Origin of the sequence: Paraburkholderia fynbosensis (assembly GCF_902859935.1) — a bacterium.
Lineage (GTDB): Bacteria > Pseudomonadota > Gammaproteobacteria > Burkholderiales > Burkholderiaceae > Paraburkholderia > Paraburkholderia fynbosensis.
This window is the reverse complement of the sequence record NZ_CADIKI010000011.1, coordinates 105,366-129,983: the sequence shown is the minus strand read 5'-3', so window position 1 is coordinate 129,983 and position 24,618 is coordinate 105,366. Positions and strand designations below refer to the sequence as shown.

18 protein-coding genes are annotated in these 24,618 nt (G+C 63.3%); 8 read left to right on the top strand and 10 right to left on the bottom strand.

Going from position 1 to position 24,618, the window contains the following annotated elements; translation table 11 throughout:
* Positions 1 to 57: 57 nt before the first annotated feature.
* From HV770_RS19495 to HV770_RS19455, 9 genes are all read right to left on the bottom strand, one after another.
* On the bottom strand, positions 58 to 1,335 hold the full coding sequence (locus tag HV770_RS19495) for an NAD(P)/FAD-dependent oxidoreductase (protein ID WP_175162158.1): 1,278 nt from the start codon (positions 1,333 to 1,335) through the stop codon (positions 58 to 60).
* A 62-nt stretch (positions 1,336 to 1,397) separates the two neighbouring features.
* A complete protein-coding gene (locus tag HV770_RS19490) occupies positions 1,398 to 2,066 on the bottom strand; it encodes a haloacid dehalogenase type II (protein ID WP_175162156.1) in 669 nt (222 codons plus the stop codon).
* Positions 2,067 to 2,487: 421 nt separating this feature from the next.
* Positions 2,488 to 3,969, bottom strand: coding sequence for an aldehyde dehydrogenase family protein (locus tag HV770_RS19485; RefSeq protein ID WP_175162154.1), 1,482 nt, complete (start codon positions 3,967 to 3,969; stop codon positions 2,488 to 2,490).
* A gap of 140 nt (positions 3,970 to 4,109) precedes the next feature.
* Positions 4,110 to 6,116: a hydantoinase B/oxoprolinase family protein gene (locus tag HV770_RS19480; protein ID WP_175162152.1), complete on the bottom strand. Its 2,007-nt coding sequence runs from the start codon at positions 6,114 to 6,116 to the stop codon at positions 4,110 to 4,112.
* 19 nt (positions 6,117 to 6,135) lie between these two features.
* Complete coding sequence (locus HV770_RS19475; RefSeq protein ID WP_175162150.1) at positions 6,136 to 8,178, bottom strand: hydantoinase/oxoprolinase family protein; 2,043 nt, start codon at positions 8,176 to 8,178, stop codon at positions 6,136 to 6,138.
* A 190-nt stretch (positions 8,179 to 8,368) separates the two neighbouring features.
* Positions 8,369 to 10,303: an ABC transporter ATP-binding protein gene (locus tag HV770_RS19470; protein WP_175162148.1), complete on the bottom strand. Its 1,935-nt coding sequence runs from the start codon at positions 10,301 to 10,303 to the stop codon at positions 8,369 to 8,371.
* Entirely contained in the window at positions 10,303 to 11,268 is a 966-nt protein-coding gene (locus tag HV770_RS19465) for an ABC transporter permease (RefSeq protein ID WP_175162146.1), read from the bottom strand. The genes HV770_RS19470 and HV770_RS19465 overlap by 1 nt, the downstream gene beginning before the upstream one ends.
* Positions 11,269 to 11,303: 35 nt before the next feature.
* On the bottom strand, positions 11,304 to 12,257 hold the full coding sequence (locus HV770_RS19460; RefSeq protein WP_175162144.1) for an ABC transporter permease: 954 nt from the start codon (positions 12,255 to 12,257) through the stop codon (positions 11,304 to 11,306).
* A 112-nt stretch (positions 12,258 to 12,369) separates the two neighbouring features.
* On the bottom strand, positions 12,370 to 13,956 hold the full coding sequence (locus HV770_RS19455; protein WP_175162142.1) for an ABC transporter substrate-binding protein: 1,587 nt from the start codon (positions 13,954 to 13,956) through the stop codon (positions 12,370 to 12,372).
* Between the two features lie 515 nt (positions 13,957 to 14,471).
* Here HV770_RS19455 and HV770_RS19450 point away from each other — a divergent pair.
* The 8 genes from HV770_RS19450 (at position 14,472) to HV770_RS19415 (ending at position 23,028) form a co-directional block, all read left to right on the top strand.
* Positions 14,472 to 15,356 (top strand): GNAT family N-acetyltransferase, encoded by an 885-nt coding sequence (locus tag HV770_RS19450; RefSeq protein ID WP_246291020.1) that lies wholly within the window; start codon positions 14,472 to 14,474, stop codon positions 15,354 to 15,356.
* 13 nt (positions 15,357 to 15,369) lie between these two features.
* Positions 15,370 to 16,293, top strand: coding sequence for a 2-hydroxyacid dehydrogenase (locus HV770_RS19445; protein WP_175162138.1), 924 nt, complete (start codon positions 15,370 to 15,372; stop codon positions 16,291 to 16,293).
* A gap of 210 nt (positions 16,294 to 16,503) precedes the next feature.
* Positions 16,504 to 17,904, top strand: coding sequence for an aspartate aminotransferase family protein (locus HV770_RS19440; RefSeq protein ID WP_175162137.1), 1,401 nt, complete (start codon positions 16,504 to 16,506; stop codon positions 17,902 to 17,904).
* Between the two features lie 63 nt (positions 17,905 to 17,967).
* A complete protein-coding gene (locus HV770_RS19435) occupies positions 17,968 to 18,465 on the top strand; it encodes an Lrp/AsnC family transcriptional regulator (protein ID WP_121324435.1) in 498 nt (165 codons plus the stop codon).
* 244 nt (positions 18,466 to 18,709) lie between these two features.
* The gene (locus HV770_RS19430; protein ID WP_175162135.1) at positions 18,710 to 19,816 is read left to right on the top strand and encodes a tartrate dehydrogenase; all 1,107 of its coding nucleotides are present in this window, start codon (positions 18,710 to 18,712) and stop codon (positions 19,814 to 19,816) included.
* Positions 19,817 to 19,842: 26 nt separating this feature from the next.
* Positions 19,843 to 21,315: an NAD-dependent succinate-semialdehyde dehydrogenase gene (locus tag HV770_RS19425; RefSeq protein ID WP_175162133.1), complete on the top strand. Its 1,473-nt coding sequence runs from the start codon at positions 19,843 to 19,845 to the stop codon at positions 21,313 to 21,315.
* A 145-nt stretch (positions 21,316 to 21,460) separates the two neighbouring features.
* Positions 21,461 to 21,802 (top strand): cupin domain-containing protein, encoded by a 342-nt coding sequence (locus HV770_RS19420; RefSeq protein ID WP_175162131.1) that lies wholly within the window; start codon positions 21,461 to 21,463, stop codon positions 21,800 to 21,802.
* 284 nt (positions 21,803 to 22,086) lie between these two features.
* Entirely contained in the window at positions 22,087 to 23,028 is a 942-nt protein-coding gene (locus HV770_RS19415) for a LysR family transcriptional regulator (protein ID WP_175162129.1), read from the top strand.
* A 109-nt stretch (positions 23,029 to 23,137) separates the two neighbouring features.
* Here HV770_RS19415 and HV770_RS19410 read toward each other — a convergent pair whose 3' ends face one another.
* Positions 23,138 to 24,520: an MFS transporter gene (locus HV770_RS19410; RefSeq protein ID WP_175162350.1), complete on the bottom strand. Its 1,383-nt coding sequence runs from the start codon at positions 24,518 to 24,520 to the stop codon at positions 23,138 to 23,140.
* Positions 24,521 to 24,618 lie beyond the last annotated feature (98 nt).

The following is a 24,618-nucleotide window of genomic DNA, read 5'->3' as shown; positions in this document are numbered from 1 at the left end:
ATTGCGCGCCGACGCCGCGACGCAGAGCGTGAATGCCGTTCAGTGGCGGCATGGCCATCAATGCAGGATGTCCTGCAATCGGTAATACGCGCCGACTAACGGCAGAAACCACGCGTGACCGAAGTGACCGGGAATAGCCGGCCATTCGAGATCGCGCCAGGGATTGCCAGCCGCCGCGCCGTACAGCACGTCGGCCATCACGCGGCCCATGTGTACCGACATCTGCACGCCATGGCCGCTGTAACCCATCGAATAAAAGAGACCTTCATGCTGGCCCGCGCGCGGCAGACGGTCAGCGGTAATGTCGACGAGACCGCCCCAGCAGTAGTCGAGCCGCACATTCGCCAGTTCGGGGAAATAAGCCGACAGCCCGGCGCGCAGAATCTGCCCGCTTTTTTCGTCGGAGCTGGGGCTCGACATCGCGAAGCGGGCGCGGCCGCCGAACAGCAGCCGGTTATCGGGCGTCACGCGAAAGTAGTTGCCGATCTGACGCGACGTCACATAGGCGCGGCGCGTGGGGAATAGCCGGTTCAGTTGCTCGGGCGGCAACGGTTCGGTCACGACGATGAAGCTGCCCACTGGCGCGATACGCCGCCGGAACCACTGGAACGGCCCGATCTGCGACGCGCCGGTTGCGACCAGCACGCGATCCGCGCGGATCGTGCCGCGCGCACAGGTGATTTCATAGCGCTCGCCGTCGAGCCGCTTCATCTGCGTGACGGGCGCCTGTTCGAAGATCCGCGCGCCGTGCCGTACCGCGGCCTGGGCCAGCCCGACGCCGAACTTGCCCATATGCATCTGCGCGCCGTTACGCTGCAACAGCCCGCCAAAAAAACCATCCGAGCCGACTTCGTCGCGCAGGCTTTCACGCGGAATCAGTGCGATATCCTGGTCGACTTCGCGCAGCAGGACTTCATAGGTCTTCTCCAGCTTGGCGAAATGCTCGGGCTTGGCGGCCAGCTTGAGCTTGCCCGTACGGACGAAATCACAATCGATCTGATGCGCGGTGACGATCGAATCGACCGTCGCCACGGCGCTTTCATACGCGCGATAGAACGCCTTCGCCTGGGTTGCACCGATCTTCGCCGCCAGCGACGCGTAGTCGTGCGCCAGTCCGGTGTTGCACTGGCCGCCGTTTCGTCCCGACGCTTCGCCGGCGATCTGCGCGGCTTCGAGCACCGTCACCTGGACGCCGCGCGACGCGAGTTCGAGCGCCGCCGACAAACCGGTGAAGCCGCCGCCGATCACGACCACCTCGGCATGACCCTCCACCGGCCCTTCGCGGCCGCCGCGGAAGGCCGGACGCGTGTCCAGCCAGTACGATTCGAGTTTCATCCAATCCCTTCAGCGAAGTTCAGGTTAAACCGCCGGCGTTCACGGCATGACAGCACGCGCGCTTACAGACCGACCACACCTGGAAGACCGCCGATGTCCTTGATTTCCGTATAGCCGTAGAACGGTGTTGACGGTTCGTGGCCGCGTGACACGAACACCTTGTTCCTGATCCCCATATCATGGGCCGTCATCAGGTCGTAACGCAGGCTCGACGACACATGCAGGATGTCCTCGGGACCGCAGCCGAGATTGTCGAGCATATATTCGAACGCCTGCATGCGCGGCTTGTACGCCTGCGCCATCTGCGCAGTAAAGACCTTGTGGAACGGCGCACCGAGCTTGTCCACGTTGCTCTGGATCTGCTCGTTCATGGCGTTCGACAGAATCACCAGCGGAATTTCCTTCGCCACCTTGGCGAGGCCTTCCGGGACGTCCGGGTGCGGACCCCAGGTCGGGACGGCGTCGTAGAACTTCTGCGCTTCGGCGTCGATGTACTCGATATTCCAGCGCTTGAGCGTACGGCGCACGGCGTTCTTCACCACGTCCTGGTACGGCTTCCACGCACCGAGCACTTCATCGAGGCGGTACGCCGAGAAATCCTTGACGAACTGCTCCATCTGATCAGCCGGAACGCGGTCGGCGAAAATGTCGCGCGCGAGGTCGCCCATACGAAAGCGAGTGAGCGTGCCGTAGCAGTCGAACGTGATGTATTTGGGTTTGAAGCGGGTCATGTCTAGTCCCTGTGGTCAGCGAAGATCAAGTCAGAACCGAAAGCGAACGCGATCTGAAACCGCGTCAACGAAACGAAAACCAGCGACGCGCCGCCGTTAAACAGCGCGCGCCCGTAGCGCGGCGCGGGAGAGAATCGTTCGCGGCCTCGCTTGCTAAGAAACATTAAATCACCTCAAAAAAGCCGAGTTACCGTGTATTGGCGGTTCAGCAGCACAGAATCCACCGTTTTTCGCGCCCCGTTCAGCACACTATGCGGCAGGGTTTTGCGTGGCTTTTGCGCAGTCCCGAGTGGCTTGTCAGGCCGTCAGTTGGGCTCGTATCGCCCGCGCAAATGCGAAATGGCCGCGTCGACACGCAGCCATCTTTCAGCCGCTTCAGAGTACGCGGCAAGAAGGACCGGGCGCGACCGGGCGCCTGGTGTCAGGCACCGTCCGTCAGGTCGATCAACACGCTCTTGAAGCGCAGATTCGCCTCGAATGCCTGGCGTCCCAGATCCTTGCCGATGCCCGACTGCTTGTAGCCGCCGGTCGGAATCACGAAGTCAGCTGTGCGTCCATAGCGGTTGATCCACACCGTACCGGCCTCGATGCCGCGCATCATCCGCAGCGCACGGCTCAGATCGGCGGTGTGCACGCCCGCTGCGAGACCGTACTTTTCATGCGCGGCCAGCGCGAGCGCTTCGTCGTCGTCATCGAAGGTCTGCACAGTCAGCACCGGCCCGAAAATCTCTTCGCGCACCGCTTCGGACGCCGGAGTCACGCCGGTCAGGATAGTCGGCGCGTAGAACGCACCGTCGCCGTCCAGTTCGATCCGCGCGCCGCCCGCGGCCGCTTGCGCACCGCTATCGAGTGTACGGCGCACGATGCCGTCGATGCGTTGCAGTTGCGGTGCCGAGATGATCGGCGGCAACGTGGTGCCCGGCGACCAGGTTTTGCCCGGCTTCAGCGCGGCGAACGCACTCGCGATGCCGTCGATCAGGCGAGGCGCCGCGCTGCGTTCGACCATCAATCGCGAGCCGGCCACACACACCTGTCCGGCGTTACCGGCAATCGCGGCTGCGACCCGGCGTGCTACCCGGTCAAGATCCGGCGCGTCGGCGAACACGAGTTGCGGACTCTTGCCGCCCAACTCCAGCGTGACCGGCTTGGTGCCGCTCTGCGCGCAAGCCGCCATGATCGCCGCGCCAGTCTGCGTCGACCCGGTGAATGTGACTTTCGAAATCTTCGGATGACGGCACAGCGCGTCGCCCGTCGTGCGGCCATCGCCTTGCACGACATTGAAGATGCCCGGCGGAATACCCGCTTCGATCGCGAGTTCGGCTAGACGCAGCACCGAAAACGGCGTCAGTTCCGAGGGTTTGAGCACGACTGCGTTACCCGCGGCGAGCGCCGGTGCGATCTTCCACGAGGCCATCACAAGTGGGAAATTCCACGGCGAAATCGCAGCGATGACGCCATAGGGTTCGGCGATCGTCATGCCGAGGTGATCGGGGCGGGTCGCGGCCACCTCGCCGCCGACCCGGTCGGCAAATTCGCTGTAGAAGCGGATGCCTTCAGCGGTGAAGGGGATGTCCCAGCGCGCCGCGTCGGCGACCGGACGCGTCGAGCCGAGCGCTTCGAGCGGCGCGAGGGCCGCCACATCGGCTTCGATCAGTTCAGCCCAGCGGCGCATGACGCGGGCCCGCTCGCGTGGCGCACGGCGCGTCCAGTCGCTGGTTTTGAACGCGCGCCATGCGTCTTCCACGGCGCGATCCACCACCGCTGCATCGGCGACTGGCAATGCCGCATAGAAGACGCCGTCGGACGGCCGTGCGACATCGAGCGCGCCCTCGCCTTCGACATACTGTCCGCCGATGAAATGCGCGCTGCGCACGCTGACTCGGTTGGGGTCGAAGCTATCCATCTTGTCCGCTCCAGTTAGGAAGAAGGGATGTCACAGGGTGGGCGCGTGTCGACAGCGCCGCATGCCGCGCTGCGAATCGACCGTGCGGGGTTCACCGCGCCGTGTCGTACGATGCGGTGCCGCGTCGTGTCGCGCCGCGCTCACAGCGCATTCAACTGCGGATACTCGCGGCGCAGCTCCGCGAACATCGCCTGCACAACCTCGCCGCCGCGCTCTTGCGCGAGATGCGGATCGGACGCAATCCGGTTATCGAGCGCCTCGAACAGCCGATGCTTGATGAAGTAGCGCCACTGCACCGGCACGCCCGCCAGGATCACCGTCAATGCGGCATAGCGTTCGCGAGTCCACTTCGCTTCGAACGCATCGCGATACGGGCCGAACGAGAATGCAGGCGGTACCGATGCACCGATCCGAGCCCGTGCATCGTCGCGCAACTGTTGCGTGCGTGCACTATCCAGCGTGTCGCCGTCGAGTGCGACGCCGTAGACCTCGCGTGCTTCGTCGATGCTCACATAGCCCCGCAACACGTCCTCGCGTACCTTCTGCGGATCGCGATCGATCGGCCGTCCATAGCCGCCCGCGCCCGCGCCGACGAGACGGATCACGTCGCCCGGCATGCAGACGACCAGATCGTTGTTATCCAGCTCTTCCGCTTTCGGCGTATCCGGATTGCGCGTGAAGCGCGCATTGCCGCCGGCGTGCCCGCCGCGAACGCCCCACGACGCGAAACGCGTGCGATCGCGATTACGCGCGGTCACGAGCGTATTCGGCGAGAACACCTTGAATTCCATCACGAGGCCCTGGCCGCCGCGATACTGGCCCGCGCCACCCGAACCGGGCGCCACGCCATAGCGGGTGATGCGGATCGGCACCTCGGTTTCGTTGATTTCGACCGGCGTATTGCGCAGGAACGCGTTGTTGGCACCCGAGCCGTCTTCCCCATCATCCGACGGACTACCGCCCGCGCCGCCGCCGATAGGTCCGATCGACGCCATCACGGTCGCGCCCTGACGGTCGAGCGTCTTCACGCTGAGAATTGACAGACCGCCGGCCGGACATGCCGCGAGCCGGTCAGGCACGGCCTGCGAAAACGCACCGAATGTCAGCAGATGCAGCAGCTTGCACGTCAGGCTGCGCATGCCGACCGCTGCGGGTTTGGTCGCGTTGACCACCGTACCTTCCGGCAGGATGCAGCGTGCAACACGCAGCATGCCCGTGTTGAGCAGGATGTCGGGGTTGAGCGTGTAGAGCACATAGACGAACCCGACCAGTGCGAGCGCATGGCGCTCCCGCCCGCCAGTCGGAATGTTGAGCGACGACTGCAGTTGCGGATCGCTGCCGGTGTAATCCATCTCCACCGAGCCGCCCTTGATCCGCACCGTGAGCGCGACGCGCATCGGCTTGCCGCGCACCGAATCTTCGTCGGCGTACTCGGCGAAGAAATAGTCGCCGTCCGGAATGCCACGCAAAATCGTGCGCGCCTGCTCTTCGGAATAGTCGAGCAGCGCACCCATGCCCGCCTTGAAACCGTCGATTCCAAAACGTTCGATGATCTCCAGCACGCGCCGCTCGCCGGTATGCAGCGACGCCAGTTGCGCCTGCAGATCGCCAATGTTCTGATCCGGCACGCGCACGTTCGCCGCCATGATCTTTACGATCGAATCGTCGAACACACCCGCGCGCACGATCTTGCACGGTGGAAAGCGAATCCCTTCCTGTTCGATTTCCGTCAGCGTGCGCGACAGCGACGCGGGCACCGCGCCGCCCATATCCGTGTTGTGAATATGTCCGCCGACGAAACAGACGATCTCGCCGCCGTAATACACCGGCTTCCAGATCAGGATGTCGGGCGTGTGCGTGGCGACGAAGCCGCTATACGAATCGTTGGTCATGCAGATGTCGCCCGGCTCGTAGTGATCGATCATCGCGATCACCGGGCTGTAGTCGAGACCGACATACCACGTCGCGCCGAGTGTCTTCGGCGACGCGAACGTGAGGCCTTCCGGCGTCATGATCGCGCAGGAGAAATCCTCGGTTTCCTTGACGAACGTCGAGTGCGCAGTACGCACCAGCGTGTACGCCATGCTTTCGGCTGCGGCCACACAATAGTTGGCGAAAATCTGCAGCACTGCCTTGTCGAATTGCATTGCGATGCTCCGTCCGAAATCAGTTGACGACCGTGAAGACCAGATTGCCGTATCCATCGACGCGGCCGCGATAACCCGGCAGCACGCTCGTCGTGCAATCGTCCTGGGCGATCACCGCAGGCCCGTCGATCTGCTGACCGGCCTTCAGGTCAGCGCGGTGATACAGCGCGGCATCGTGGAACGCGTCGTCCATGAAGACGCGGATCGTGCCCGACGGCGTCGGCGGCCGGTCGCTCGATTCGACGGGTTGCAGCTTCGGCTTGGGCGTCGCGGCGGTGATCACGAGACGCAGCGCGACCACCTGGACTCGGGCCGCAGCGTCGCGATGACCGTATAGCCGCTCGTGCTCGCAATGAAACGCTTCATGCACCGCGCCGAGATCCTGGCCAGTGAGCCAATCGATATCGAGCGGCGTGTCGATTTCGAACGACTGGCCCTTGTAACGCATCTCCGCCGATACGACGATGCGCGCCGCGCTGCCATCGCCGGTCTGGCCGCTCATCCAGTCACGGGCGGACGTTTCGAGCCCGCGTACGTCGTCAGCAAGACGGGCAATCGAGGCCGTATCGAGGTCGTAATAGGTCGTCTTGACGAAGTCGTTGCGGGTGTCCGCGATCAGCCCGCCCAGCGCGCTCAGCACGCCTGGCGCGGTCGGCACGACGATCTCCTGCATCCCGATCGCGCGGGCGAAGTAGCATGCGAGCATCGGACCCGCGCCGCCAAACGGCAGCAGAGAAAAGGTGCGTGGATCGATGCCGAAACGCGACACGATCCGGCTCACGCCCGCGTACATGCCCGACACCGCGACATTGACGATCGCCTCGGCGGTCTTGTAGACGCTGCTGCCGAGCCGGTTGGCGAGTACCTCGACCGCGCGATGCGCCGCGTCATGATCGACCTGCACCGAGTTGTAGCCAAGGCTCGCGTTGCCGATCACACCGAGCACGACAAACGCGTCGGTGATCGTTGCTCGCGTGCCGCCGCGTCCGTAGCAGACCGGGCCGGGATTCGAGCCCGCGCTTTCCGGGCCGACCTTGAGCACGCCGAATTCGTCGACCCAGGCAATCGAGCCGCCGCCATCACCAATCGACGACACCGAGACCGAGGGAATATGAATCTGGAAATCGCCGATGTATTCGCCGCTCGCATATTGCGGCTCGCCGTCGACGATCAACGCGACGTCGGCGGTGGTGCCGCCGATGTCGAGGCTCATGCACTGTTTCAGTCCGCTTTGTCGCGCGACATAGGCGGCGCCGATCACACCCGACGCGGTACCCGACAGGATCATCTGCACGCAGTTGGTCTTGCCCGCTTCCGCGCTCATCACACCGCCGTTCGACTTGGTCACTTTCATGTCGGCGGTGATGCCGGTTTCGATCAGCGCGCGTTGTAACGAGCTGAGATAGTGCGAGACCTTCGGCTGCACATAGCCGCCGATCACCGCCGTCGAAGTGCGTTCATATTCGCGGATGATCGGCCACACGTCGCTGGAACACGACACGAAGAAGCCCGGCAGCGCGCGTTCGATAATCGCTTTCACTTCGTGCTCGTGCGCCGGATTGCGGTACGAATGCAACAGCGACACGACGACGCCTTCACAGCCGGCCCGTTGCAGATTCGCGGCAGCTTCGAGCACGCTCGCTTCGTCGACTGGCGTTTCGACAGCACCTTGCGCCGTCAACCGTTCGACCACGCCGAACACGCGCTCGCGCGGCACCAGCGGCGCCGGCCGCTTCGACAGCAGGTTGTACATGTCCGGGCCTTTGAGGCGCGCGAGGTCGAGCACGTCCTCGAAGTGGCGCGTCGTGATCAGACCGAGACGCAGGCCCTTGCGCTGCACGACCGCGTTCACGCCGACCGTCGTGCCATGCGTGAAGTAATCGACGTCGCGCGGCGCGATGCCATAGCGCTCGGCAAGTTGCTCCATCCCACGCAGCACTTCGCTGCCCGGACTGTCAGGCCGCGAAAAGACCTTCAGCGTGTTCAGCTCGCCGGTTTCATCGTTCAACACGGCAAAATCGGCGAACGAGCCACCGATATCCACCCCGATTCTCATGCCCATGAAGTTCCCTTTTCGACGTAAGCCCCGGCGAACCGGATTTCACCGGACGACAGGCGGCACGCCCTGAAGCCGTGCCTCAGGACCTGTGTGAAAACGTTTCTTGACGGTTACCGTTGCGGTTCGCACCGGGTGGTTCGGTCGCCGGGCTAATGCAGCTTCGGCATCGCTCGCTGCGTTGGAACCAGCCGCATCAGGCGCGCTCCGCCTGTTCCACCGATAGCGGTTCGAGCGGCGCCTGGAAGCGGATCAGATCGGCCTCGCTGCGATGACACAGCACCTGTGCGCCGTTTACGAGCGTGCGCAGCGAAGGCGTCGTCTGATTGCACACGCCGTCGACGCGCATCGAACAACGCGACACGAACGTGCACAGTTCCGGGTTGTCGTTCGACGGCCCGATGGGCGCAAGCTCGCGGTGACAGCGTTCGCTCGCTTCGTCGAGCCAGCCCGCGCGCAACTCCGGTGCGGACGACACCAGCAGATGCGAATACGGATGGTATGGCGGCGCCGACAGGGCGGCACGCGTGCCCGTTTCGACGCGATGACCCGAGTACAGCACGACGATGTCGTCGCTGATGGCACGGACCTTGGCGATGTCATGCGTGATGAACAGATACGAAATGCCGAGCTTTTTCTGCAGATCGCGCAGCAGGTCGAGAATCGCGGCACCGACGACCGTATCGAGCGCCGACGTGACTTCGTCGCACAGGATCAGATCGGGTTCGGCCGCGAGCGCACGCGCGAGATTCACGCGCTGCTTCTGGCCGCCCGACAGCTCAGCGGTACTGCGCGATGCCACCGACGCGGGCAGCCGCACCAGTTCCAGTAATTCCGCGACACGTGCCTGCGCGCGCGCGCCCTTCATGCCGTGATAGAACGCGAGCGGCCGTGCCAGCGTGCGTCCCACCGTGTGGGTCGGGTTCAAAGCGGTGTCGGCGTTCTGGAACACGATCTGGATGCGGCGAAACTGCTCTTTCGTGCGTTTGCTCAGATCGCCCGCGAGCGGTTGTCCATCCAGCAGCAATTTGCCACCCGACGGTGTCACGAGCCCGGCGATGACCTTCGCGAGCGTGGTCTTGCCCGAACCCGATTCGCCGATCACGCCAACCGTCTGACCGCGCCCGATCTTGAGATCGACGTCGTTCAGAATCAGCTTGGCCGGCGAGCCTTTCGCGTTGCGCCGGCCATAACCTGCCATCATGCTGCGCACTTCGAGCAGCGGCGTCGAAGGACCGGCCGCAGGTTGCGTGGCCTGATCGATCGGGTTGCGCGGGTCGCCAGAGAGTGATGCGCCATCCGGTGTCACCGCCGCGATCAGGCTCTGCGTGTACGGATGCGCGGGCGCGTGCAGGATCTGCTCAGTCGCGCCCGCCTCGCGGACCGCGCCGTCGCTCAGCACCAGGATGCGATCGGCCATCTGCGCGACCACCGCCAGATCGTGCGACACATACACCGCCGTCATCCCGAACTCCTTGATGACGCGCTTGAATGCCTGCAACACATCGATTTGCGTGGTGACGTCGAGTGCCGTGGTCGGCTCATCGAGAATCACGAGTTCAGGGTCGGTAATCAGCGCCATCGCCGCCATCAGACGTTGCAGTTGCCCCCCCGAGACCTGGTGCGGATAGCGCTTGCCGATCGTGTCCGGCTCCGGCAACGCCAGCGCGCGAAACAGCTCGATGGCCTTGGCCTGCGCAGCACGCTTGCTCAGCGTGCCGTGAATCAGCGCGCTCTCGATCACCTGGTCGAGGATATTCCGTGACGGGTTGAAGGCGGCGGCCGCGCTCTGCGCGATATACGCGACCTTGCGTCCGCGCAACGAAGCCAGCCCTTTCGGCGACAGCGCCCGCACGTCCGTATCGCCGACGCGGATCGAACCCCCGGCGATGCGGCAGCCACTGCGCGCATGCCCCATCAGCGACAACGCGATAGTGGTCTTGCCCGAGCCGGATTCGCCGATCAAGGCGAGGACTTCGCCGCGCGCCACTTCGAAATCGACATCGTGCACGATCGTCGTATCCGGCTCGCCCGAACGGCTGCCGACCACACGCAGTCCGCGTACTTCAACGAGGTTGCGCGAGTTCGTGCCGAGCTTCGTGTCAGGTTTCGTTCTCAGTTGCGTCTTCATTAATGACCTCCGTCGGCGCTGCGTGCGATCTTGCTTTTGCCGCCGCGATGCGGCAGACCGTCGATCAACAGATTGACGCCGACCGTCAGGATCGCAATGGCCAGCGCCGGCATGATCACGACCGGTGCTCCGTCGCCGAGCCCGGCGATGTTTTCACGCACCAGCGAACCGAGATCCGCGAATGGCGGCTGCACGCCCAAGCCGAGGAAGCTCAACCCGCTCAGCAGCAGCACGACGAACGTGAAGCGCAGCCCGGTGTCGGTCAGCATCGGATGCAGCATATTCGGCAGCATCTCGACGCATGCGATATAGAGCGAGCTCTCGCCTCGCGCCCGAGCCACCTGCACGTATTCGAGCTGGCTGATATTCACCGCGAGCGAACGCGCGATCCGGTAGGAGCCCGGCATGTAGCTGATCGCCGCGGTCAGGATCAACAGCGTCAGCGAAGAGCCGAACGCGGCCACGATCATCAGCGCGAACATCTTCGACGGTATCGAGGTGATCGCGTCGAGCAGGCGGCTCATCGTTTCATCGATCGCCTTGCCTGCGACGGCGGCAAGCAAACCGAGCGTCGTGCCGGTGACAGCCGCGAGCAGCGCGGCCGCGAGGGACAGCAACACGGTCAGCCGCATGCCGTAGATGATGCGGCTCAGCATGTCGCGGCCGAGGTAGTCCGAGCCGAGCGGCAGCTTCGCGCTGAAGCTCGCGAACACATCGGGCGTGACGATCGAGCCGACCTCGTGCGGCGCGATCAACGGCGCGAACACCGCGACGAAGAGCGCGAGACACACCATGCCGAAGCCGATCCAGCCGCCCGTAGACAACCTCATCCATGAGGCGAGCGAGCGGCGGCGTGCCGGTTGCGGTTGGGTCGGCGGCGGCGTCGAACTACCACCGAACGGCTGCGGACGGTCCGCACCTGGCGGCAATGCGCTGCTGCGCTGAACGAGATCGGGCGTGGTCATGGGCCGCACCTCCTGCGGAAATGGTCGGTTGGAGTTCATGTCCGCAGCCTCGGGTTCGAGACGATCGCGCACAGGTCGGCCAGCAGCACCAGCACCAGATAGCCGAGGCAGAACAGCAGCGTGCAGGCCTGCACCAGGGGAAAGTCACGGTTGCTGACCGCATCGACCATCAGGCTCGCGAGGCCCGGATAGTTGAAGATGGTTTCGACGACGATCACGCCGCCCAGCAGATAAGACAGGCTCAGCGCAATCGCGTTGGCGATCGGACCGATCGCGTTCGGCAACGCATGGCGTAGCACTACACGCGCCGGGCTCGCGCCCTTGAGCACCGCCATTTCCACATAGGACGTCCCCAGTTGTTCGATCACCGCTGCGCGTGTCATGCGCGCCATTTGCGCGATCACGACCGCGCACAACGTCAGCACCGGCATCGCGTACGCACGCAGGAACTGGTTGAAACTATCGATTTCGCCGCCGTACGACAGCGCAGACAGCCAATGCAGCTTCACTGCGAAAATCAGCACCGCGATCGTCGCAATCAAAAATTCCGGCGTCGCGACGAGCGACAGCGTGGTCAGACTCACGATGCGGTCGATCAGCGAATTCCGGTTGACCGCCGCGGGAATGCCGAACGAGACCGCGAACGGCACCGAGACCGCCGTCGTGATCGCCGCGAGTGTCAGCGATTTCGGCAGACGGCCTTCGATCAGTTCCGAGACCGGCAGATTGTTCGAGAGCGAGACGCCGAAGTTGCCGCGCATGAGACCTGCCAGCCAGTGCACGTAGCGCAGATAAGCCGGTTGATCGAGGCCAAACTGCAGGCGCAGCGCCGCGACGGTTTCGGGGGTCGCGGACTGACCGAGCGCGGCTTGCGCGGCGTCGCCCGGCAGCAGGTTCGTGATCGCGAAGATGATGACGGACACGATCAGCAGCGTGAGCGCAGTCACCGCGATGCGTCGGACTATCAGTGCGACTATGTTCTGGTTCATCGTCCAGATCTCCTGAAAATGACACCTGCCGGAACCGGCGCGAGGGGCGCCGGACTGACCCGGCACACACGGCGCGCGGGTCAGATTTGCTGCGTGCTACTACTACACTAAATCAGGCGTTCCACCACACGTGCTCAGCGAACGAGAAGCCCATCATCGCGCCACTCGGTATCGAGCCGAGCCCCTGCAGATGCTGGTCGTACGCATCGAGCAGGCTGATGAACGCAGGGATGCCGATACCGCCTTGATCCGCGACAATCACCTGCATGTCGCCGTACATCTGCTTGCGCTTCGCGTCGTCGGTTTCCGAACGCGCCGACAGCAGCAATTGATCGAACTTCGGATTGTTCCAGCCCGACTCGTTCCACGCCGCATCCGACTTGAAGAACTGCGTGAACAGCACATCGGCGCTCGAACGCGGATTCACGCTGCCAAACCCCAACGGATGCTTCATCCAGTGATTCGACCAGTAACCGTCAGTGGGCACGCGGTTGATGGTGAGGTTCGCGCCGATTTTGGCACCGGTCTGCTGAATCAGTTCGGCCATTTCGATCGAGCCGTTCGCGTCGGCGGTCGCGTAGATCGGCGGCAATGCCGGACCGAGCGCACCAGCCTTCTGCAGATGGAACTTTGCCTTGTCGAGATCGAAGTGGCGCTGCGGCAGCGACGCGTTGAAATAACGATGGGTCGGCGGAATCGGCTGATCGTTGCCGATCACGGCGTAACCACGGAACACGGCCGAACGGATCTGGTCGCGATCGAACAGATACTTCATGCCCTGCACGAAATCGGGGTTGCCGACGAGCGGATTGTCGCGGCGCATGATCAGATCGGTGTAGAGACCCGACTTGGTTTCCTTGACCGCATAACCCGGCGTCGACGCGATGCGCTGCGTGGAACGCGGATCGACGGAGTTGATCAGATGCACGTCGCCGGACAGCAGCGCATTCACCCGTGCGGCGTTGTCGCTGATCGCGATCAGCTCGACCTGGTCGAGATGCGGCAAACCGGGCTTGAAGTAGCTATCGTTGCGAACCCCGATGGTTGTAACACCCGGCTTGAAGGTCTTGACCTTGTAGGGACCGGTACCGACAGCCGTCGTGAAATCAGTGGTGCCGTCCTTCACGATCACGAACTGCGGCGTCGCGAGGATCACCGGCAGATCCGCATTGGGGTTTGTCAGCGTCAAGGTCACTTCGTTCGGCCCGGTCGCCTTGATCTCGGCGAACTGATCGGCCAGCGTTTTCACCTTCGATGCCGTCGCTGCATTCTTGTGGCGGTTTAGCGAATACACCACGTCCGCCGGCGCGAGCGCTTTGCCGTCGTGGAAGGTCGCGCCCTTGCGCAGCTTGATGACCCAGACCTTGGCGTCGTGCGTGTCGAGCGCTTCGGCGAGGTTCATCTGCGGCGTCAGGCTTTCGTCAAGCTGCGTGAGGCCGCTGTAGAACATGAAATAGCGGATGTAGTCCGAACCCGTCGAGCCTTTCGCGGGATCGAGCGTGTCGGCCGTCGAGCCCGCGTCGTAAGCCACACGAATCTTGCCACCTTTTTTCGGCATAGGCGCCGGTGCGGTCGCAGCCAACGCCGATTTTGCACTCGCCAGCAGTCCTCCCGCGCCGGTCGCGAGCATGCTCCCCGCAGCCAGCACACGCATCATGTCGCGGCGGCTGAAACCATTTTTGACTTCGTCGTCCTTCATGCGAACTGCTCCTAACAATGACAAGGTTGGATCTGATCACGGTACCCGCAGCGCGGGCCGCTGGACGCGCTTCAGCACCGATCTGTTGCAACAGCATGACTTTCGCTGGATTGGAACCCGGCAGCATCAACTCGATTTAAGCATCCCAAAAAAGGGGCTGTTGTCGCATTCGGGACGTTTCAACCATTCGATTCGGTGGTTTTCAGCGCGTCGCGCAGCATGATTTGCCGTGCAGCGCAGCACGCACTCCGTGCCGGCACCGCCTGCGACGAGCCTTGCAGCGCGGCGTGGCTGCGTCCCTGACATCCATCGTAAAGTCACACGACTGATATATGCCGCCGACAAAAATGCCAATTCAGCACAATCCGCTTGTCCGGGCTGGCTGGACAGCTGTTTCGCACCGTGTGAACGTGCTGGGGCCGTCAACGGGGCAACATAGAAAGATCGTCCTATCAAGCACACAGCCGACATGCGACAGTCGCGGGACAGCGTGACGTCACATGAAGGAGTTCGCCGTGCCTGGATCATCGGAAAGTGGGTCGCTGACCTACCGACGCTTTACCCCTGACGACATTCCCGCCGCCCATGGCCTGTCGACGGCCGTGAGCTGGCCACACCGCCCCGAAGACTGGCGCTTTGCCGCCGATGCCGGCGGCGGCTTCGTCGCAGAGCAGGCCGGTGTCGTGATCGGCACGGCGCTGTGCTGGAAGTTCGGCGCCGATCGCGCGACGCTCGGCATGGTGATCGTGTCGCCGGAACACCAGGGACAAGGTATCGGCGCGAAGCTGATGCAACTGATCCTCGAAGAAACCGGCAGCCGCGTCACCTTTCTGCACGCCACTTCGGCGGGTAAGCCACTCTACGAGAAGCTCGGCTTCCGCACATGTGGCGCACTCGACCAGCATCAAGGCGCGGTGTTTCAGCCGCCGCTCGTGTCGCTGCCCGCCGGTGAGCGGTTACGCCCGCTCGGCATCAACGACACGCCGCGACTGATTGCGCTGGCAGCGCGTGCGAGCGGGCTCGACCGCGACGCTGTGCTGTCTGCGCTGCGGCAAAGTGCGGATGGCATTGCGCTCGATCGTGATGGCGAACTGCTCGGCTTCTCGCTGTTCCGGCGCTTCGGCCGCGGCTATGCGATCGGACCCGTGATCGCGGTCGATTCCCCCGATTCCAGCCGCGCGAAGGCGCTGATCCACCACTGGCTGGCGCTCAACGAAGGCGCGTTCATCCGCATCGACGTGCCGGCCGGTAGCGGGCTGACCGACTGGCTCATTGGGCTCGGCATCCCGCGTGTCGATACCGTGGTGAAGATGGTCCGCAATGATGATCCAGCCCGCCACGAAGGCCCGCCAGACGACCGCCTGCGTCAGTTCGGCATCATCAACCAGGCCATGATGTAGGCACGGTACGCAGATGGCCTTCCTCTATAAAGCCGATCCGGTTCGCGGCGCACAATGGGCCGCGCGCTTTGCGCAGCTCGCGCCGGAACTGCCGTTCCGTATCTGGCCCGATGTCGGCGATCCAGCCGCCATCCGCTATCTCGCCGCATGGCAACCGGACGATCTCGCGCAAACGCTACCGAATCTCGAGATCGTGTTCTCGGTGGGGGCGGGCGTCGATCAGTTCGACCTGACGCGCGTGCCCGAGCATCTGCCGGTCGTGCGGATGATCGAGCCGGGAATCGTCGACGGCATGGTCGAATATGTGAGCGAAGCCGTGCTGGCCGTTCATCGCGATCTGTTCGACTATGCGCTCCAGCAGCGCGAGCGCATCTGGAAGCCGCTCCCCGTGCGCACTGCCGCGACGCGCCGAGTTGGCCTATTCGGGCTCGGCATGCTCGGCACGGCCGTACTGGAGCGGCTGCGCCTGTTCGGCTTTGCCTGCGCGGGATGGAGCCGGTCGCCGCGCGAGATTGAAGGCGTGCAATGCTTTGCCGGCGAAGCGACGCTCGATGCGTTTCTCGCGCGGACCGACGTGCTGGTCTGCCTGCTGCCGCTGACCGACGCGACGCGCGGCCTGCTCGGCAAACGCGTGTTCGATGCATTGCCGATGGGGGCGTCGCTGGTTCATGTCGGACGCGGCCCGCAACTCGTGACGACTGATCTGCTCGATGCGCTCGAACGCGGCCAGGTGCGCAACGCCGTGCTCGACGTTACCGATCCGGAACCTCTGCCCGTCAGTCATCCGCTGTGGGATCACCCGCGCGTGCGCATCACGCCGCACGTCGCGAGCGCGACGCAGCCCGACACCGCGGTCGATGCCGTGCTCGACAATCTGCGCCGCCATCGCGCAGGCGGCCCGATGCGGGGCACGATCGATCGCACGCGCGGCTATTGAGTGTCGGCGAGCGAGTCGCGGCGAAAACGCGCGCTATTGAAGCGCCGCCGTACAGGCAAGGCTTTTAAACGCATGCAGCACAAAATGCTGCGTACGGGGTTCAAAACGCGACGCCTGCGCTTTTTCAAACTTTTTTTGACGACGCGGCCGATAGGGGTGAATGGGTAGTATGGATTGGTCAACAGTCCACCCCGCGACGAGATACCCAACATGTCGAATCAATCGCTCATCGAAGCCGACCGCAAGCATCTGATCCACCCCGTCATCAACTTCCGCGCGCATGAAGCGCGCGGCGTCACCGTGCTCGACTCTGGACATGGCGCTTACCTGCGCGATGTCGACGGAAACGAGTTGCTCGACGCGTTCTCCGGGCTCTGGTGCGTCAATACCGGCTATGGCCAGGAAAGCATCGTCAAGGCAGCCGCCGAACAGATGGCTCGCCTGCCCTACGCGACCACCTATTTCCACTTCGCTTCGGAGCCGGCGATCCAGCTGGCCGAAAAGCTCGTATCGCTCGCACCGGCTTCACTGCAGCATGTGTATTTCACGCTCGGTGGCTCGGATGCGGTCGACTCGGCGATCCGCTTCATCACGCATTACTTCAATGCAACCGGCCGCCCGACCAAGAAGCACATGATCGCGCTGCAACGCGGCTACCACGGCTCGTCGTCGGTCGGCGCCGGCTTGACGGCTTTGCCCGCATTCCATCGGCACTTCGATTTGCCGCTGCCACATCAGCACCATTTGCCGTCGCCTTATGCTTACCGTCAGCCGAATGGCAGCGACTCGCAGGCGCTGATCGCGTCGTCCGTGGCAGCGCTCGAAGCGAAGGTTGCCGCGCTCGGCGCGGATAACGTCGCCGCGTTCTTCTGCGAACCGATTCAGGGATCGGGCGGCGTGATCGTGCCGCCGGTTGGCTGGCTCAAGGCCATGCGTGAGGCATGCCGCCGTCTCGACATCCTGTTCGTCGCCGATGAAGTCATTACCGGCTTCGGCCGCACCGGCCCGCTGTTTGCATGTGAGGGCGAACAGGTCGAACCCGATCTGATGACCGTCGCGAAGGGCCTGACTGCCGGCTACGCGCCGATGGGCGCGGTCTTGATGTCGGACGCGATTTATCAGGGGATTGCCGGCGACGTCGGCGACACCGCGATCGTCGGTCATGGTCACACGTATTCGGCGCATCCGGTGAGCGCGGCGATCGGGCTTGAAGTCATGCGCCTCTATCACGAAGGCGGCCTGCTCGCGAACGCCCAGGCCATGGCGCCGCAATTCGCCGCGGGTCTCGACGCGCTGCTGGAGCATCCGCTGGTCGGCGATTCGCGGCATCGCGGGCTGCTCGGCGCGCTCGAACTCGTATCGGACAAGAACAGCAAGCAAGGGTTCGATGCGGGGCTGAAGCTGTCGGAGCGCATCGCGACAGCCGCGTATCGCAACCGCCTGGTGTTCCGTGCATTCGGCGACAACATTCTCGGCTTTGCACCCGCGCTCTGCTATACCGAGGCCGAATTTGCGCTGATGTTCGAACGTTTGAAACAGACGCTCGACGATGTGCTGAATGAGGCGGAAGTCCGCGCCGCGCTTCGCGGGGCAAGCCGCGCAGCCGCATAACTTCGTGATAACATCGCCCTGCCCGATCGGAACAACCTTCGATCGTTAGACAAAATTTAAGCCATGAGCAGCGACTGCAAACTCGACCGGATTGATCTGCGTATTCTTTCGCAACTGCAGAAGAAAGGCCGTATTACGAACGTCGAGCTTGCCGACGCAGTGGGACTGTCACCGAGTCCGTGTCTGATCCGCGTCAAGCGGCTGGAAAAGGCCGGTTATATCGTCGGTTACGGCGCGCAGATCCAACTCGAAAAACTCGGCGACGTGCAGATCGTCTTCACCGAAGTCACCCTTGCAGATCACCGCCGCGAAGACTTCATCAAGTTCGTAGCCGCGATTCGCGACATCGACGAAATCGTCGAATGTCATCTGGCAAGCGGTGGTTACGACTACCTGCTGAAGTTCGTCACGCGCAGCGTCGGTCACTATCAGAGCATTGTCGAAGGGCTGCTCGAACGCGATATCGGCATCGAGAAGTACTTCAGCTACGTGATCATCAAGACGCCCTTCATCAAGACGCATTACCCGCTCGAAACGCTCTTCTCGCCGAATCAGCATTAAGCACTCTTTCGGAGTGTTCAATGCGCGCCCCGCTTTTTTCTGCTCCTTTCCGCTCCTTTCCAGCTTCTTTCGATGCAGCCCGCGACAGGCGGTTTTGCGCTGCATTCTGTTCGCGTGCGTTTTTCGGAATGCATGCTGCGTCCGTGGGTCAAATGCAGATTTTTATGCGGTGAACCCCCGCATAGAATGAGTCTCGTCGCTCAGCGCGTGCCTTATGTGCGCGCTCAATGAGGAGAAACTCGCTATGACCCGCAGTTATCGCGTTGCCGTCATTCCCGGCGACGGCATCGGTGTAGAAGTGATGCCCGAAGGCCTGCGCGTGCTCGATGTGGCATGCCAGCGCTTTGGTATCAAGATCGACTATCAACATATCGAATGGGCAAGTTGCGATTACTACGCGCAACACGGCCAGATGATGCCTGACGACTGGAAGGCGCAGCTCGAAGGCTGCGATGCGATCCTGTTCGGCGCAGTGGGTTGGCCCGAGAAGGTGCCCGACCACATTTCCCTTTGGGGCTCGCTGCTTAAATTCCGCCGCGAGTTCGATCAGTACATCAATCTGCGCCCTGCCCGCCTGTTCGACGGCGTGCCGTCGCCGCTCGCGGGCCGCCAACCCGGCGACATCGATTTCATGATCGTGCGGGAGAATACCGAAGGCGAATATTCGTCGGTAGGCGGCACGATGTACGAAGGCACGGAACGCGAAATCGTCATGCAGCAAGCGATTTTCTCGCGTCATGGCACCGATCGCGTGCTGAAGTTCGCGTTCGATCTGGCCGCGCGTCGCGAGAAAAAAATCACGGTCGCAACCAAGAGCAACGGCATTTCGATCAGCATGCCGTGGTGGGACGCACGCGCCGCCGAGATGGCCGCGCGCTATCCCGATGTCGCGTGGGACAAACAGCATATCGACATCCTCTGTGCGCGTTTCGTGTTGAGCCCCGATCGCTTCGATGTGGTCGTTGCGTCCAATCTCTTCGGTGACATCCTGTCGGATCTTGGTCCCGCCTGCACCGGCACGATCGGCATCGCGCCGTCGGGCAATCTGAATCCGGAACGCACGTTTGCGTCACTGTTCGAACCGGTGCATGGGTCCGCGCCGGATATCGCCGGACAAGGCATCGCCAATCCTGTCGCGATGATCTGGTCGGCGGCGATGATGCTCGATTTTCTCGGCAACGGTGAAGGTGCCGAGCGCGCCGCGCACGATGCGATGCTCGAAGCCATCGTGCAGGTGCTCAAGGAAGGTCCGCACACGGGTGATCTCGGTGGCAAGGCATCGACGAGCGAAGTCGGGATCGCGGTCGCCGCGCAACTCGCGCAACGTGTCGGCGCAGGATCCGTCGATTGATAGCGTCATTAAAAGTGGAGTCGATCATGACACTCGAAGAGCAGGCCGCCGCGTTGATCCGCGCGGACAATTTCATCGACGGTGAATGGGTGCCCGCGCAAAGCGGCCGGCGCTTCGCCGTCACGAATCCCGCGACCGGCAAGCTGATCGTCGACGTCGCCGATAGCGGGGCATCCGACGCACGCGCCGCCACCGATGCCGCCGCCCGCGCGCTACCGGAATGGCGCGCACGTCTGCCGAAAGAACGTGCTGCCGTGCTGCATCGCTGGCACGGGCTGATACGCGAACATGCGGACGCGCTTGGCGCGCTGATCTCGCTCGAACAGGGCAAGCCGTTCGCCGAAGCATGCGGTGAGGTCGTTTATGGCGCATCGTACGTCGCGTGGTTCGCCGACGAAGCGACGCGCATTTACGGCGATCTGATTCCGCAGCAGCAGCGCGGCAAACGGATGAGCGCGGTGAGAGAGCCGATCGGCATCGTCGCGGCCATTACACCGTGGAATTTTCCGCTTGCAATGATCGCGCGCAAGATCGCCCCCGCGCTCGCGGCCGGGTGTACGGTCGTCGCCAAGCCGGCCGAAGATACACCGCTCACGGCGCTAGCACTCGTTCATCTCGCGCACGAAGCCGGTGTGCCGAATGGTGTACTGAACCTGATTGCGGCCTCCCGGGAATCGACGGTCGAAGCAGTGGCGGACTGGCTCGCCGATGGGCGCGTGCGCAAGATCACCTTTACTGGTTCGACGCCGGTCGGCAAACATCTTGCCCGTGAATCGGCGGGTACGTTGAAGAAGCTGTCGCTAGAACTCGGCGGCAACGCACCGTTCATCGTGTTCGACGACGCCGACCTCGATGCTGCGGTCACCGGCCTGCTCGCGGCCAAGTTCCGCAATGGTGGGCAGACCTGCGTGTGCCCGAACCGCGTGTATGTGCAGTCGGGTGTTTATGAACGCTTTGCGCAAATGCTGTGCGCACGCGTTGCCGAGCTGCGTGTCGGTTCCGCCAGCGATCCGGCGTCGCAGATCGGCCCGATGATCAATGCGCGTGCCGTCGACAAGATCGCGCGCCATGTCGAGGATGCCGTCGCACACGGCGCAACCGTCTTGACCGGCGGCAAACGCCTGGCCGAACTCGGCCCGAACTACTTCGCGCCAACCGTGCTCGGCGACGCGGCTTCGACGATGGCGCTGTGCTGCGAGGAAACCTTCGGCCCGGTCGTTCCGCTGTTCCGTTTCGATACCGAACAGCAGGCCATCGATGCGTCGAACGATACGCCGTTCGGTCTCGCGTCGTATTTCTACAGCCAGGATTTGCGCCGTATCGAACGCGTTTCTCGCGCACTTGAAGCCGGCATCGTCGGGATCAATGAGGGGGCCCTTGCATCGGAAGCGGCGCCATTCGGCGGCGTCAAGGAATCGGGCTACGGCCGAGAAGGGTCGAAGTATGGCCTCGACGATTACCTGTCGATCAAATATCTCTGCCAGGGCGGACTCGAATGAGTGTCGAAGGATATCCTATTGACATGGGGCTCCCTGATATCAACACGCGCGTGGCGGCCAACACCGGCATCAATTGCGTGTACACGTGCCGCGCGTGCGTTGTGCGCGCGGCAAGATCAACTCAACAGAAACAGGACTACGCAACGTGAAAGTACAGCAGATCAAAGAGGCCAGCGAACTCGCACTTGAAGACTGGGGCACCGCATCTCTGCCGGGTAATGAGGCAGTCCGTGTATCGGGTAAGCGGTACGCGATTCCGGGCAACGAGGCAGTAGATACCGGTGTGTTCGAGTGCTCTCCGGGCGCCTATCGTCGCGTGGTCAAACAGGCGGAAGTGATGCATCTCCTGAGCGGCTCTGGGTCCTTTACCCCGGACGGACAACCCACCGTCCACTTTCGCGGCGGCGATACGCTGTTTTTCGAAGCCAATACGGAAGGCCTGTGGCAGGTCGACGAAACGATGCGCAAGATCTACGTCATTCTCTGACAGTCACTGTTCTGTGCGTGCGCTGGCGCCCGCCTTGCAAAAGGACGTGACGAGACATCGGCCTGTGTTCGCATCGATGCGCCCGCCGAGTCACGCGTCAATCGAACTGAATATGAAACATCTGAATTGCGCCCGCCAAGGACTGACTGTCGAAAACCCTCAAGCTCAGGCGTCTCGACGAAGCAGCGTGCTTCCTTCAAGATGAAATCAGGTTCGCCGTTGACCCCCACACCTCGAAGTCGTTACACTCGACATCTAGCCATCGCTCCCTCGCCTCCCGGCTCATGGATCTAAAGCAGATTCAGTATTTCATCGCGCTGTTCGAAGATGGCTCCGTGACGCGCGCCGCGAAGCGGCTCAATATCGTGCAGCCCGCGCTCAGCATGCAGATCTCGAAGCTCGAAACGGAACTGAACAGCCAGCTCTTTGAGCGCGGCCCGCATGGCATGACGCCCACCGACGCCGCACGGCAGATGTACCGCCTCTACCTGCCGATCATGCGCGACATCGACCACGCGCGCGAGCAGCTCAGCCGGCACGATGTGATCGTGACCGGGCGTATCTCGCTCGGGATGGTGGCGTCGGAAGCGCAAAGCGTCCTGCCGGAATCGCTCGCGCTATTCAACGCGCTCTACCCGCATGTCGAAGTGTCGGTGGCCGATGGTTTCAGCGCGCAGCTGATCGACGCGGTGGAAGCGGGCCGGCTCGACGCGGCCATCATCAACCGGCCTCGAGGGCGCCTGTCGCTCGATACGTCTCCACTGGTAGTGGAAGAGATGGTGCTCGTCACGAGCGCGGAACACGGCCCTGCGCTGCCCGACACCATGACGGCATCCGCGTTGACGGAGCTCGAGCTCGTGCTGCCGACGCGTCGCAACGGCCTGCGCGGCGTGCTCGACGCCGCGCTGCTGAATGCCGACATCGTGATCAAGCCGCAGTTCGAGATCGACCTGCTGACCACGATCGTGCAATTTGTCGAACAAAGCAGCATCGCGACGATCATGCCGCGCGTGGTCGTGCAACGGAAGGTCGACGACGGCCTGCTGCGCGCGACACCGATCTCGGCACCGCGCATCGTGCGTCACATCGTTTGCGTGAGCCACCCGAAGCGGCCGATCGGTCCTGCCACGACCGAGCTCATCGACATCATCGCCGACCAGATCCGCCGCGTCACAACGGGGATCGAGATCGCGGACCCCGATCCGGCCAACGGCAACCAGGCGTGAGCCGCTTCGCTGGCGCCGGCCTTGCGCCGGCTGGCGCGCGTCGCTACGCGCGTCGCGGCGGGTCGCGAACGGCGCGACGCAAGTCGGCCTATCGCGCGCGCTCGCGCGATCAGTACGGATCCCGCACCGGCGTGTTATCGAGCTTGCCGAGCGTCTCCGGCACGACGAACGCGCCGACGAGAAAGATCACGCTGATCGCGCCGACGAACACGGCGAGCGTCATCGGCAGATCGAGCGGCGTCTTCGCGACCAGCGAGACGAGCGTGGGCATCATCCCGCCGATCGCAAAGCCGATATTCCACGACAGACCCGTGCCGGTCGCGCGGATCGCCGTCGGAAACCGCTCGTTCAGGAAGATCAGAATCGGCGCATAACCGGCGCTGCCGAGCGCACTCAGGATGACCGCGTAGACACCGACCATCGTGATGGTCTGCGCCGTCGGCAACAGCAGGAACAGCGCGGGCAATGCAAACAGACGGATTGCGCCGAGCAGGATGAACGTCCGCCTGCGGCCGATGAACGTGCTCAGGTGACCGGCCGCGACCGACGCGATCACCACGGCCACGCTGCACACCATAAGGATCGCAGCAGCCGTCGCATTCGGTGCGTGGTTGACGACCTTGAGGAAGGTCGGCAGATAACCCGACGTCAGGTAATAACCGCTGCCGCCGCCGATCGTCAGCAGCAGGTTGACGAGCAGGATGGAACGATAGTCGCGCGAGAACAGCGTGCGGATCGGCGAGCGAACCACCTCGACCGGCGCGTTACGCGTCTTGTCGGCGGCGGCACGCGCGGCCTTTTCCGCGGCAAGCTTCTTCCATAGCGGCGATTCTTCGAGGCTGTTGAAGACGAAGAGTCCGAGCACCGAGCTGATGATCCCGGTGAAGAACATGCAGCGCCAGCCCCACACGTCGAACAGGTCGCCGGGAAACAGCGACGACATCGCGAGATACGTCAGCGAAGCGAGCAGCGCACCAAGGCCTGCCCCGCCGCCACCGATCAGCCCCGACACCGCGCCGCGATACTTCAGCGCAACGGATTCCGTGCCGATCGTGTGCGTCGACGCCACCACGCCGCCCACGAATACGCCCTGCACGAGGCGCAGCAGCAGAAAGAGCACCGGCGCGATCACGCCCACCTGTGCAACTGTCGGCAGCAAACCGAACGCCGCCGTCGACAGACCGACGCCGACCACCGCGAGAATCATCGCGCCCTTGCGGCCGCGCCGGTCCGCATACGAACCGAACAACGCCGATCCGAGCGGCCGCATCAGCAGCGTGACGGCGAACGACGCATATACCGCGGCGAGCGAAAGCATCGCGTGTTCGGAGGGGAAGAACAACCGGCCGACCACCGGTGCGACGAACAACAGGACGAACAGATCGAACAGATCGAGTGCCCATCCCAGACACGAGGCCACGACTGCGCCCATCACCTGCCGCCTGTTGATTGCGGGCATGGCGGCGCCACCACTTTGCGCTGCAACGGACATCATCCATCTCCTAGGGTTAATACCGGGCCGGCCCAGATGCGAACTCGCCCGATGTGCGACGCGCTTCGGCCTCGTCAAAAGGCACGGCGCGCTCTTGT

Bases quoted from the DNA above. Each gene is read 5' to 3' on its own strand.
- HV770_RS19495 (WP_175162158.1), bottom strand. From the start codon at position 1,335: ATGAAACTCGAATCGTACTGGCTGGACACGCGTCCGGCCTTCCGCGGC.
- HV770_RS19490 (WP_175162156.1), bottom strand. From the start codon at position 2,066: ATGACCCGCTTCAAACCCAAATACATCACGTTCGACTGCTACGGCACG.
- HV770_RS19485 (WP_175162154.1), bottom strand. From the start codon at position 3,969: ATGGATAGCTTCGACCCCAACCGAGTCAGCGTGCGCAGCGCGCATTTC.
- HV770_RS19440 (WP_175162137.1), top strand. From the start codon at position 16,504: ATGTCGAATCAATCGCTCATCGAAGCCGACCGCAAGCATCTGATCCAC.
- HV770_RS19445 (WP_175162138.1), top strand. From the start codon at position 15,370: ATGGCCTTCCTCTATAAAGCCGATCCGGTTCGCGGCGCACAATGGGCC.
- HV770_RS19455 (WP_175162142.1), bottom strand. From the start codon at position 13,956: ATGAAGGACGACGAAGTCAAAAATGGTTTCAGCCGCCGCGACATGATG.
- HV770_RS19425 (WP_175162133.1), top strand. From the start codon at position 19,843: ATGACACTCGAAGAGCAGGCCGCCGCGTTGATCCGCGCGGACAATTTC.
- HV770_RS19480 (WP_175162152.1), bottom strand. From the start codon at position 6,116: ATGCAATTCGACAAGGCAGTGCTGCAGATTTTCGCCAACTATTGTGTG.
- HV770_RS19465 (WP_175162146.1), bottom strand. From the start codon at position 11,268: ATGACCACGCCCGATCTCGTTCAGCGCAGCAGCGCATTGCCGCCAGGT.
- HV770_RS19415 (WP_175162129.1), top strand. From the start codon at position 22,087: ATGGATCTAAAGCAGATTCAGTATTTCATCGCGCTGTTCGAAGATGGC.
- HV770_RS19475 (WP_175162150.1), bottom strand. From the start codon at position 8,178: ATGGGCATGAGAATCGGGGTGGATATCGGTGGCTCGTTCGCCGATTTT.
- HV770_RS19430 (WP_175162135.1), top strand. From the start codon at position 18,710: ATGACCCGCAGTTATCGCGTTGCCGTCATTCCCGGCGACGGCATCGGT.
- HV770_RS19460 (WP_175162144.1), bottom strand. From the start codon at position 12,257: ATGAACCAGAACATAGTCGCACTGATAGTCCGACGCATCGCGGTGACT.
- HV770_RS19410 (WP_175162350.1), bottom strand. From the start codon at position 24,520: ATGTCCGTTGCAGCGCAAAGTGGTGGCGCCGCCATGCCCGCAATCAAC.
- HV770_RS19470 (WP_175162148.1), bottom strand. From the start codon at position 10,303: ATGAAGACGCAACTGAGAACGAAACCTGACACGAAGCTCGGCACGAAC.
- HV770_RS19435 (WP_121324435.1), top strand. From the start codon at position 17,968: ATGAGCAGCGACTGCAAACTCGACCGGATTGATCTGCGTATTCTTTCG.